At 76.2% G+C, this 11,066-nt stretch carries 11 protein-coding genes and 1 pseudogene; 8 read left to right on the top strand and 4 right to left on the bottom strand.

Features of this window, described 5'->3' with window-relative positions:
• The 3 genes and pseudogenes from IE330_RS35625 to IE330_RS35615 form a co-directional block, all read left to right on the top strand.
• Positions 1 to 273 (top strand): annotated as a pseudogene (locus tag IE330_RS35625) (cobalamin biosynthesis protein CobG); the annotation flags it as partial.
• Positions 270 to 932, top strand: a complete 663-nt coding sequence (locus tag IE330_RS35620) for a precorrin-8X methylmutase (protein ID WP_190140325.1) — start codon at positions 270 to 272, stop codon at positions 930 to 932. The pseudogene IE330_RS35625 and the gene IE330_RS35620, both read left to right, overlap by 4 nt.
• On the top strand, positions 929 to 2,497 hold the full coding sequence (locus IE330_RS35615) for a precorrin-2 C(20)-methyltransferase (RefSeq protein ID WP_190140324.1): 1,569 nt from the start codon (positions 929 to 931) through the stop codon (positions 2,495 to 2,497). Before IE330_RS35620 ends, IE330_RS35615 begins: the two co-directional genes overlap by 4 nt.
• Before the next feature lie 9 nt (positions 2,498 to 2,506).
• Here the strand turns inward: IE330_RS35615 and IE330_RS35610 are convergent, their stop codons facing one another.
• Complete coding sequence (locus IE330_RS35610; RefSeq protein WP_190140323.1) at positions 2,507 to 3,244, bottom strand: cobalt-precorrin-6A reductase; 738 nt, start codon at positions 3,242 to 3,244, stop codon at positions 2,507 to 2,509.
• 18 nt (positions 3,245 to 3,262) lie between these two features.
• Between IE330_RS35610 and IE330_RS35605 the strand changes: the two genes are divergently transcribed.
• Complete coding sequence (locus IE330_RS35605; RefSeq protein WP_190140322.1) at positions 3,263 to 4,426, top strand: cobalt-precorrin-5B (C(1))-methyltransferase; 1,164 nt, start codon at positions 3,263 to 3,265, stop codon at positions 4,424 to 4,426.
• Between the two features lie 264 nt (positions 4,427 to 4,690).
• Here the strand turns inward: IE330_RS35605 and cobM are convergent, their stop codons facing one another.
• A complete protein-coding gene (gene cobM, locus IE330_RS35600; RefSeq protein ID WP_190140321.1) occupies positions 4,691 to 5,431 on the bottom strand; it encodes a precorrin-4 C(11)-methyltransferase in 741 nt (246 codons plus the stop codon).
• Positions 5,428 to 6,768: a precorrin-6y C5,15-methyltransferase (decarboxylating) subunit CbiE gene (gene cbiE, locus IE330_RS35595; protein WP_229926160.1), complete on the bottom strand. Its 1,341-nt coding sequence runs from the start codon at positions 6,766 to 6,768 to the stop codon at positions 5,428 to 5,430. Before cbiE ends, cobM begins: the two co-directional genes overlap by 4 nt.
• 252 nt (positions 6,769 to 7,020) lie before the next feature.
• On the opposite strand from cbiE, the gene IE330_RS35590 reads away from it, so the two are divergent.
• On the top strand, positions 7,021 to 7,239 hold the full coding sequence (locus IE330_RS35590) for a DUF4287 domain-containing protein (protein ID WP_190140320.1): 219 nt from the start codon (positions 7,021 to 7,023) through the stop codon (positions 7,237 to 7,239).
• Here the strand turns inward: IE330_RS35590 and IE330_RS35585 are convergent.
• Complete coding sequence (locus IE330_RS35585) at positions 7,160 to 7,723, bottom strand: hypothetical protein (protein WP_190140319.1); 564 nt, start codon at positions 7,721 to 7,723, stop codon at positions 7,160 to 7,162. The two genes, IE330_RS35590 and IE330_RS35585, sit on opposite strands and share 80 nt — an antisense overlap.
• 99 nt (positions 7,724 to 7,822) lie before the next feature.
• Here IE330_RS35585 and IE330_RS35580 point away from each other — a divergent pair, with 99 nt between their 5' ends.
• The 3 genes from IE330_RS35580 to IE330_RS35570 all read left to right on the top strand — a co-directional run bounded on the left by IE330_RS35580 (position 7,823) and on the right by IE330_RS35570 (position 10,884).
• On the top strand, positions 7,823 to 8,191 hold the full coding sequence (locus IE330_RS35580; protein WP_190140318.1) for an ArsR/SmtB family transcription factor: 369 nt from the start codon (positions 7,823 to 7,825) through the stop codon (positions 8,189 to 8,191).
• 92 nt (positions 8,192 to 8,283) lie between these two features.
• Positions 8,284 to 8,808, top strand: a complete 525-nt coding sequence (locus IE330_RS35575) for a hypothetical protein (protein WP_190140317.1) — start codon at positions 8,284 to 8,286, stop codon at positions 8,806 to 8,808.
• A 273-nt stretch (positions 8,809 to 9,081) separates the two neighbouring features.
• Positions 9,082 to 10,884 (top strand): S9 family peptidase, encoded by a 1,803-nt coding sequence (locus IE330_RS35570; RefSeq protein ID WP_190140316.1) that lies wholly within the window; start codon positions 9,082 to 9,084, stop codon positions 10,882 to 10,884.
• The last annotated feature ends 182 nt before the right edge of the window (positions 10,885 to 11,066 follow it).

Here is an 11,066-nt window from a genome sequence, read left to right as displayed (position 1 = left end):
GCCGGCCGCCCCGGCTGCGCCAAGTCCCGTGCCGACGTACGGGCCGACGCGGCCGGCGCCCTCGCCGCCGCGGGACGCGCGGACCTGCCCCTGTACTGGTCCGGGTGCGAGCGGCGCTGCGGCCACCCCCGGGGCGACCGCGTCGACGTGGTCGCCGCGCCCGGCGGCGGCTACCACCTGACCGCCGTCCGCCAGGGGCGGGCGTCCGACCCCGTCCCCCTGGCCGACCCCACCCGCCTCGCCACCGCCCTGGCGGCGATTGGCCCCGTATGACGACCGAGAGCAGCGAGAACAAGACCGTGACCACCTACGAGTACGAGAAGGACGGCGCGGCCATCTACCGCCGGTCCTTCGCCACGATCCGCGCGGAGGCCGACCTCGTGGCGCTGCCCGCCGACGTCAGCCAGGTCGCGGTCCGGATGATCCACGCCTGCGGGATGGTCGACCTCGTACGGGACCTCGGTTACACGCCCGGCGTCGTGGCCCGCGCCCGCGAGGCCCTGCGCGCCGGGGCGCCGATCCTCTGCGACGTCCAGATGGTGGCCAGCGGGGTGACCCGCAAGCGGCTGCCCGCCGCCAACGACGTGCTGTGCACCCTCTCCGACCCGGCCGTCCCCGAGCTCGCGGCGAAGCTCGGCACCACCCGCACCGCCGCCGCGATGGAGCTGTGGCGGGACCGCCTGGAGGGCTCGGTGGTCGCCGTCGGCAACGCGCCGACCGCCCTGTTCCGGCTCCTGGAGATGATCGACGAGGGGGCTCCCCGGCCCGCCGCCGTCATCGGCGTCCCGGTCGGCTTCGTCGGCGCCGTCGAGTCCAAGGACGCGCTCGCCGCGCACCCCTCCGGCCTCGACCACCTGGTCGTGCGCGGCCGCCGCGGGGGCAGCGCCCTCGCCGCCGCCGCGCTCAACGCGATCGCGAGTGAGGAAGAGTGAGCGGCAAGCTCTACGGCGTCGGGCTCGGCCCCGGCGACCCGTCCCTGATGACCCTCCGCGCCGTCCAGGTCATCGCCGGGGCGGACGTGGTGGCGTACCACAGCGCCCGGCACGGCCGGTCCATCGCGCGCTCGATCGCGGCCGAGCACCTGCGGCCCGACCACATCGAGGAGCCGCTGGTCTACCCGGTCACCACGGAGACCACCGACCACCCCGGCGGCTACCAGGGCGCCATGGACGACTTCTACGCCGAGGCCGCGGCCCGGCTCGCCGCGCACCTCGACGCGGGCCGCACCGTCGCCGTGCTCGCGGAGGGCGACCCGCTCTTCTACGGCTCGTACATGCACATGCACAAGCGGCTCGCCGACCGCTACGACACCGAGGTGATCCCCGGTGTCACCTCGGTGTCCGCCGCGGCCGCCCGCCTCGGCACGCCGCTCGCGGAGGGCGAGGAGGTGCTGACGATCCTGCCCGGCACCCTGCCCGAGGAGGAGCTGACGGCCCGGCTCGCCGCGACCGACGCCGCGGTGGTGATGAAGCTGGGCCGCACCTTCCCCAAGGTGCGGCGCGCCTTCGACCGCGCGGAGCGCCTGGACGAGGCCCGGTACGTCGAGCGCGCCACCATGGCCGGGGAGCGCCTCGGCGCACTGGCGGACGTGGCCGAGGACTCGGTGCCGTACTTCTCGGTGGCGGTGCTGCCGAGCCGGGTGGCGGCGCTGCCGGTGCCGGACCGCGAGCCCCCTGCCTCCGCGGACGCCGGGGCCCCGGCGCGCGGCGAGGTCGTCGTGGTCGGCACCGGGCCCGCCGGGCCGCTGTGGCTCACGCCCGAGACGCGGGGCGCGCTCGCCGCCGCCGACGACCTGGTCGGCTACACCACGTACCTGGACCGGGTGCCGGTCCGCCCCGGCCAGCGCCGGCACGGCTCGGACAACCGGGTCGAGGCCGAGCGCGCCGAGTTCGCGCTCCAGCTCGCCCTGCGGGGGCGGCGGGTCGCGGTCGTCTCGGGCGGCGACCCCGGCGTCTTCGCGATGGCCACGGCCGTCCTGGAGACCGCGTCGGAGGACGCGTACGCGGACGTGCCCGTCCGGGTGCTGCCGGGCGTGACCGCCGCCAACGCGGCCGCCGCCCGCGCGGGCGCCCCGCTCGGCCACGACTACGCGACGATCTCCCTGTCCGACCGGCTCAAGCCGTGGGAGGTCATCGCCGGGCGGCTGCGCGCGGCGGCCGCCGCCGACCTGGTGCTCGCCCTGTACAACCCCGGCTCCCACAGCCGCACCTGGCAGGTGGGCAAGGCCCGCGAGCTGCTCCTGGAGCACCGGGCGCCGGACACCCCGGTCGTGGTCGCGCGGGACGTGGGCGGCGCCGGCGAGCGCGTACGGACCGTACGCCTCGCGGACCTGGACCCGGCCGAGGTCGACATGCGCACGATCCTGCTGGTCGGCTCGTCGCAGACGCGGGCCGTACGACGCGGGGACGGCGAGGCGTCCGGGACCGGCGGGGGCGACGTGAGCGGCACGGGTGGCGAAACGATTGTCTGGACGCCGCGCCGCTACCCGGAGGCGTAGCCCCGACGCTCAGAGGCGGTCCGTGACCCAGCGGGCCGCCTCGGCCGGACCGGCCACCTCCGGCACGCCCTCCGGCACGGGCGGCCTGCGCACCACGACCACGGGGACCCCCGCCTCGCGGGCGGCCGTCAGCTTCGGCGCGGTGGCGGCTCCCCCGCTGTCCTTGGTGACGAGGACGTCGACGCGGTGGCGGCGCAGCAGTTCCCGTTCGCCGTCGAGGGTGAAGGGCCCGCGGTCGAGCAGCACCTCCATGCGGGGCGGGTGCGGCGGCTCCGGCGCGTCCACGGACCGGACCAGGAACCACTGCTCCGTGAGCCCGGCGAACGCGGCGAGGCCCATGCGCCCGGTCGTCAGGAACACCCGCTCGCCGAGGCCGGGCAGCAGCTCCGCCGCCTGTGCCAGGGAGTCCGCGTCGTGCCAGACGTCCCCCGGGACCGGGTCCCACCCGGGACGGCGCAGCGCGAGCAGGGGAACATGGGCGTCGGCGGCGGCCCGCGCCGCATGGAAACTGATCGTCCCGGCGAAGGGGTGCGTGGCGTCGATGACCGCGTCCACCTGGTGCTCCCGCAGCCACGCGGCGAGCCCCTCGGCCCCGCCGAAGCCGCCGACGCGGACCTCGCCCGGCGGCAGCCGGGGGCCGGCGACGCGCCCGGCGAGGGAGCTGGTCAGGTGCAGGCCGGGGGTACCGTGCAGGAGTTCGGCCAGGCGGCGGGCCTCCGTGGTGCCGCCGAGTATCAGTACGCGCATGGAAGTCCGGGTCCGTTCATGAGCAGTGAGGTGCGAGGCGCCGGCGAGGCGAAGGGCGGCCGCGGCGCCCAACTCAAGCACACCGGCCTCCGCCACGGGTGGACCACCGGGGCCTGCGCGACGGCCGCCACCACGGCCGCGTACACCGCGCTGCTCACCGGTGGCTTCCCCGACCCGGTGACGATCACGCTGCCCAAGGGGCACACGCCGTCCTTCGCGCTCGCGGTCGAGGAGCTGGCGGTCGGCCGGGCGACGGCGGGGGTCGTGAAGGACGCGGGCGACGACCCGGACGTCACGCACGGCGCGCTCGTCCGGGCCACGGTACGGCGGCTGCGGCCGGGGGCCGGGGTCGTCTTCCGGGCCGGTCCCGGCGTCGGCACCGTCACGCGCCCCGGCCTGCCCCTGCCGGTCGGCGAACCGGCCATCAACCCCGTACCGCGCCAGATGATGCGGGACCACGTCGCCCGGGTCGCGGCGGAGCACGGCGGCAGCGGCGACGTCGAGGTCACGGTCTCCGTCGACCACGGCGAGGAGATCGCCCGCTCCACCTGGAACCCGCGCCTCGGCATCCTCGGCGGCCTCTCCATCCTCGGCACCACCGGCATCGTGGTGCCGTACTCCTGCTCGGCGTGGATCGACTCGATCCGGCGGGGCGTGGACGTGGCCCGGGCGGCGGGCCGCACGCACGTCGCCGGGTGCACGGGCTCCACCTCCGAGAAGACGGTCGTCGCCGCGTACGACCTGCCCGAGGACGCGCTGCTCGACATGGGCGACTTCGCGGGCGCCGTCCTGAAGTACGTCCGCCGCCACCCGGTCGAGCGCCTGACCATCTGCGGCGGCTTCGCCAAGCTCTCCAAGCTGGCCGCGGGCCACCTCGACCTGCACTCCGCCCGCTCCCAGGTCGACAAGGGCTTCCTGGCCGCACTGGCCCGCCGCGGCGGCGCCGACGAGCCCCTGGCCACCCGGGTCGCCGAGGCCAACACCGGCCTGGCCGCCCTCCAGCTCTGCGCGGCGGCCGGCGTCCCCCTCGGCGACCTGGTCGCTACCACGGCCCGCGACGAGGCCCTACGGGTCCTGCGCGGCGCTCCCGTGACGGTGGACGTCATCTGCATCGACCGCGCGGGAACGATCGTGGGCAGATCAGCCCCGGCCACAGGGCTGTCCAGCCCGTCCGGCGCTTGAGGACAAGCACGCGGCACGAGAGAACGAACGGGGGGAAATCCAGCCCGTCCGGCGTTTAGGGACGAGCGCGCGGCACGAGAGAACGAACGAGGGGGGGAAATCCAGCCCGTCCGGCGTTTGAGGACGAGCGCGCAGCGCGATGACCCCGCCGCGGCGCGGCGGAGAAGGGCGGGCGGGCGGGAGAACCAAGCCCGTCCGGCGCTTGAGGACAGGCAGGCCGCAGGCCGCGACCCCGGCGACACCCCCGGCCCAGCCCGGCAGGACCTAGCGGGCGCGCCCCGGCGAGTAGAGGTGGCTGTCACGGAACTGCGTAGCCCCCAACGTCCGCCCCACCATGATCACAGCAGTCCGCAGCACCCCGGCGTCCTTCACCTGCGCGGCGATCCCGCCCAGCGTCCCGCGCAGGATCACCTCCTCGGGCCGGGAGGCGTACGCCACGACCGCGGCCGGGCAGTCGGCCCCGTAGTGCGGCAGCAGCTCCTCCACCACGCGGTCCACGTACCGCGCGGCGAGGTGCAGCACGAGCAGCGCCCCGCTGCGCCCGAGCGTGGCGAGGTCCTCGCCCTCGGGCATGGGCGTGGCCTGCTGCGCGACGCGGGTGAGGACGACGGTCTGGCCGACGGTCGGCACGGTCAGCTCCCGCTTCAGGGCCGCTGCCGCGGCGGCGAAGGCGGGCACGCCCGGCACGACCTCGTACGGCACGCCCGCCGCGTCGAGGCGCCGCATCTGCTCGGCCACGGCGCTGAAGACGGACGGGTCGCCGGAGTGCAGCCGGGCGACGTCGTGCCCTTCCTCGTGGGCGCGGACCAGCTCGGCGGTGATCTGGTCCAGGTCGAGCCGCGCGGTGTCGACCAGGCGGGCGTCGGGCGGGCACTCGGCGAGCAGGTCGCGCGGCACGAGGCTGCCCGCGTACAGGCAGACCCGGCAGGCGGCGAGGGTACGGGCGCCGCGCACCGTGATGAGGTCGGCGGCGCCGGGCCCGGCGCCGATGAAGTACACGGTCATGAGTCCGCTCCCGCTGTCTCTTCCGTACCGGCAGGACGGCCCGCACCGGCGGTACGAGCGCTACGGGCGGTACGGGCTGTCTGGGTGGTCCGGGTGGTCCGGGTGGTCTTCTCCACGGCCCACTGGGTGACCGGCATGGCCTGCCGCCACCCGGTGAACCCGCCCACGGGCACGGCGTGGGCGACGGCGAGCCGCACCAGGTCGCCGCCGTGGCGGCGGTAGGCGTCGGCGAGGAGGGCCTCGGACTCCAGGGTCACGGTGTTGGCGACGAGCCGCCCGCCGTCGGGCAGCGCCTGCCAGCAGGCGTCGAGGAGGCCGGGCGCGGTGAGCCCGCCGCCGATGAACACGGCGTCGGGCGGCGGCAGTTCGCCGAGCGCGGCGGGCGCGGCGCCGGTGACGACGCGCAGGCCCGGTACGCCGAGCCGGTCGGCGTTGCGGCGGATGCGCTCGGCGCGCACGGGGTCGCGCTCGACGGTGACGGCCCGGCACGAGGGGTGGGTGCGCAGCCACTCCACGGCGATGGAGCCGGAGCCGCCGCCGACGTCCCACAGGAGTTCGCCGGGGGCGGGGGCGAGCGCGCTGAGGGTGGCGGCGCGGACGTGCCGCTTGGTGAGCTGCCCGTCGTGCTCGTACGCCGCGTCGGGCAGCCCCGGTACGGCGCCGAGCCGCAGGGCGCCCGGGGCGCGGCGGCACTCGACGGCGACGACGTTGAGGGGGTCGCCCGGGGCCCGGTCGAAGTCGTCGGCGGTGACGGCCTCGCCGACGTGCTCGCGTACGCCACCGAGCTGTTCGAGCACCCGCAGCCGGCTGGGCCCGAAGCCGCGGTCGCGCAACAGGGCGGCGACCTCGCCGGGGGTGGCGGCGCCCGCGCTCAGCACGAGCAGGCGCCGCCGGTCGTGCAGGGCGGCGGCGAGCCGCGCGGGCGCCCGCCCGACGAGCGTGACGACCTCGACGTCCTCCACGGGCCAGCCGAGCCGGGCGCAGGCGTAGGACACGGAGGAGGGGTGCGGCAGCACGCGCACGGCCTCGGGCCCGAGCTCCTCGGTGAGGGCGCGGCCGATGCCGTAGAACATGGGGTCGCCGCTGGCGAGCACGGCGATCCGCCGCCCCGTGTGCGCGGCGAGCAGCCCCGGCACCGCGGGCCGCAGCGGCGAGGGCCACGCGACCCGCTCCCCGCGGCACTCCGCCGGCACCAGCGCCAACTGCCGCGCCCCACCGATCACCACCTCGGCCCCCCGCAACACGCCCCGCCCGGCCTCACCGATCCCACCCCACCCGTCGGCCCCGACCCCCACAACGGTCACGACGACGGACGACGCGGCGGTCTCGACGGTCACGCTCGGTACCTCGGAATCAGGGGTTCGGGTCGCGGGTGCGGGGTTCGGGGGGGTGGGGCGACGTTGGCGCACTTTACTGGGCCGGGGCGGGCACTCCCCTGCTCGGGTCGGGCAGGACACCGCGCGGGCCACAGAGGTGACGCACGCCACTGCCGTCCTCCGATGAGCCGGGAGCTGGTCCGGGGTCTTCATGGCGGTGGTTCGGAGCGTGGCAGTACGGGTCGCGTTCGTGGAGGAGAGGGAGACGTCGTCATGGCCGGTGGCGCAGGGGGTAAGGGGCCCGCCAGTTACTTTCCGTCGATCGAGAAGAAGTACGGGCGGCCGGTGGCGGAGTGGCTGGAGCTGATCCGGGGGTCGGGGCTCGGCAAGCACATGGAGCTGGTGGGCTGGCTCAAGGCCGAGTACGGCCTGGGGCACGGACACGCGAACGCGCTCGTCGCGTACACGCTCGCCGAGGACCGGGCGTCGTGAGCGCGGCCGCCGCGGCGCACGCGGCGGCGGTGAGGGCGAGGCCGGCCGCGGACGGGTTCAGCCAGGCGGGGACGCCCGCGGTGTACGTGCCGTCGCCCGCGACGCGGCAGCCCAGGCGCAGGGGGACGTACGTGGCCTCGTAGCCGTCGAGGCGCGGGACGCGGGCGGCGCCCACGGCCGCCCGGCAGGCCTGGTCGTGCTCGGTGATGTCGAGGCCGAGGAGGCGTACGGCGCCATGGGCGTAGAGAGCGGCCGCGCCCGCCGCGAGGAGGGCCGCGGTGGCGCGCAGGGACGCGGTGAGGCGCGAGGGTGTGAGGCGCGCGGGGGCGGGTGCGGGGGGTGCCGGCGCTCGGCGGGGGTGGCGGGTCGCGGTCGTCCACGCGTAGGCCAGGGCGGCCGTCACCGCGATCAGGGCGATCAGCACGATGCCCATCAGGGAGACGACGTTGTGTTCGGCCACGGTGCCCGTGGTCTCCGGTGACATGCGGTGTGCCTCGTTTCGTCGTCCCGGGAAGGTACCAGGGACCCATTGGACCGCCGGGCCCGCTTCGTCGGCGGCCGTCGGTGTCCCTAGGGTGAACGCATGTCGAATACGCAGGTTCTCGCGGCGTCGGAGCCCGGCGGCGCGACGAGTGGGGTGCCGTGTGTTCCGCCGGTGGGCGAGCGGCCGTTCAGCGCCGGGGAGGCGGAGGCCGCCGCGCGGATGTTCAAGGCCCTGGGGGATCCGGTGCGGCTGCGGCTGTTCTCGCTGATCGCCTCGCACGAGGGCGGTGAGGCCTGCGTGTGCGACATCTCCGACGTCGGGGTCGCGCAGCCGACCGTCTCCCACCACCTGAAGAAACTCAAGGAGGCGGGGCTGCTCACCTCCGAGCGCCGCGGCACGTGGGTGTACTACCGGGTCGAGGGCCCCGTACTCGCCTCGGTGGCGCGGCTGTTGGGCCACTTCGGCTGACGACGCGCGCCAACCGTTCCGCGCGGCGGTCCGTTGGTGCCACCATGCTCACTCCGGACGTACGGGATCACGGGGCGGGGCGGGAGGCGCGGATGGCTGAGGTGTTTCTGCGGCGGTTGTCGCGGTGGCAGGCGGAGCAGCAGCGCGAGGACGTGGCGAGCGTGTACGCGGCGTGCCACGGGCGGGACCGGGCGGAGTTCCTCAAGCGCTTCGAACGCGAGGTGCAGGAACGGGACTTCGACATGGTCGTCGCCGACTCGGCGGGCGGCCTCGTCGGCTGCCTGTACGGCTACCGGGCCGCGCCCGAGGCCCCGGCGTACGCGGGCTTCGTGGCGGCCCTGCACGCCGCCGCGCCCGAGGCGGCCGCGGGGGCGGCGGCCGGACGGCTCTTCCTGCTCGCGGAGCTGATGGTGCTGCCCGGGCACCGGCGCCGGGGCACGGCCACCCGCCTGCGGGACCTGCTCCTGTCCCGGCACCGGACGGACGTCGTGGTCACCACCCTCGCGGCGCCGGGCGACGGGACGGGGCGCGAGGTGCTGCGGGCGTGGGCGTGCACGCGGCTGGGCGAGTTCGCGGCGCCGCCCGGCGAGGCGTGGCTGCACCCTGCGGGGCGGTGAGCCCGCGGGTCCCGGTGGGGTGGTGAGCCCGCGGGGTCGCCGTGGGGCGGTGAGCCCGCGGGGTCCCCGCGGGGCGGTGCGCGCCAGGCCCCCGCGGGGCGGTGAGCGCCTGCTTCGGCGCGTACACGCTGAAAGTTATCCACAGGCTGGGGACCTCGGCGGCGCGGAACCGGTCGGGCCAGGCACTATGGGGCCATGAGTGAGACGGGAACGCAGGTGGACGCAGGGGCCGGACGTGGTGCGGGGGCCGGACGTGACGCGGGGGGTGCCGGGATGCCCGACTGGGAGAAGCGCTTCCGCGCGCCGCGCGTCTCCCTGCCGGACTGGGCCGAGGACGCCCCGGACCGCTCCCTGTTCGTGTCGAACGCGACGGGGACGTACGAGCTGTACGCGTGGGACCGCGCGACGGGCGCCCAGCGCCAGGTCACGAACCGGGCGAACGGCACGACGGACGGCCTGCTCTCCCCCGACGGCCGGTGGATCTGGTGGTTCGACGACAAGGACGGCGACGAGTTCGGGGTGTGGCGGCGCCAGCCCTTCACCGGACCCGACCGCCCCGGCGGCGAGGGGGTCGACGAGGTCGCCGTGCCCGGCCTCGCGCCCTCGTACCCGGCGGGCCTCGCCCTCGGCCGGGACGGCCGCACGGTCGTGGTGGGCCGCTCCACGGACGAGGACGGCTCCACGATCCACGTCGTGCGCCCGGACGCGACCCCCGGCGAGGCGCCCGTCGAGATCTACCGCCACCGCGAGTCCGCGGGCGTCGGCGACCTCTCGTACGACGGCACGCTGATCGCCGTCGAGCACACGGAGCACGGCGACGCGATGCACTCCGCGCTGCGCGTGCTGCGCCTGGACGGCTCCGTCGTCGCCGAGCTGGACGACACCAAGGGCGGCACGGAGGAGCTGGGCCTCGAAGTCCTCGGCTTCGCCCCGGTGGACGGCGACACCCGGCTGCTCGTGGGCCACCAGCGCCGGGGCCGCTGGGAGCCGATGGTGTGGGACGTGGCCACGGGCGAGGAGACGGACCTGGACCTCGACCTGCCGGGCGACGTGTCGGCGGAGTGGTACCCGGACGGTTCGGCGCTGCTGGTCGCGCACAGCTTCGAGGCCCGCGGCGACCTGTGGCGGTACGACCTGGGCAGCCGGGAGCTGACCCGCGTGGAGACCCCGCGCGGCTCGGTGTCCGGCGCCACGGCCCGCCCGGACGGCACCGTGGAGTACATGTGGTCGTCGGCCGCCGAGCCGCCCGTCCTGCGCTCCACGTCCGGCCGGGTGGTCCTCGACCCGCCCGGCATGAAGGCGCCCGGCTCGGTGCCGGTGGAGGACGTCTGGGTGGAGGGGCCCGGCGGCCGCATCCACGCCCTGGTGCAGAAGCCCGCCGGGGCCACCGGGCCGCTCCCCACCGTCTTCGAGGTCCACGGCGGCCCCACCTGGCACGACAGCGACGCCTTCGCGGCGGGCCCGGCCGCCTGGGTGGACCACGGGTACGCGGTGGTGCGGGTGAACTACCGCGGCTCGACGGGGTACGGCCGCGCGTGGACCGACGCCCTCAAGCACCGCGTCGGCCTCATCGAGCTGGAGGACATCGCGGCGGTGCGCGAGTGGGCCGTGACGAGCGGCCTCGCGGACCCGGACCGGCTGGTCCTCTCCGGCGGCTCCTGGGGCGGCTACCTCACCCTGCTCGGCCTCGGCACCCAGCCGGACGCCTGGGCCCTGGGGCTCGCCGCGGTGCCCGTCGCGGACTACGTGACGGCGTACCACGACGAGATGGAGGCCCTGAAGGCGATGGACCGCACGCTGTTCGGGGGGACACCGGAGGAGGTGCCGGAGCGGTTCGCGGCGTCGTCGCCGCTGACGTATGTGGACGCGGTGAAGGCGCCCGTCTACATCTCGGCGGGGGTGAACGACCCACGGTGTCCCATTCGGCAGGTGGAGAACTACGTGGACCGGCTGGTGGCGCGGGGGGCGGTGCACGAGGTGTACCGGTACGAGGCCGGGCACGGGTCGCTCGTCGTGGACGAGCGGATCAAGCAGGTGGGGTTGGAGCTGGACTTCGCCCGGCGGCACCTGGGCTAGGGCCTCGCGGGAGCGCCCCAGGCCCACCCCTCCCCGAACCGGGGACTGCCGCCCCCGGCCCCCCGCCCTCCCGTCTGGGGCTCCGCCCCTCTCCCCCGTCATCGCCGCTCCGCGCCTCGTCCTCAAACGCCGGACGGGCTGGAATCTCCTCGACTCGCCGTCGTCGCCCGCCCGTCCGCCAG

The sequence above is a fragment of the Streptomyces longispororuber genome, from assembly GCF_014656095.1.
GTDB classification, from domain to species: domain Bacteria; phylum Actinomycetota; class Actinomycetes; order Streptomycetales; family Streptomycetaceae; genus Streptomyces; species Streptomyces longispororuber.
The sequence above is the reverse complement of the archived record's forward strand: the minus strand, read 5'-3'. Positions and strand labels throughout refer to the sequence as shown.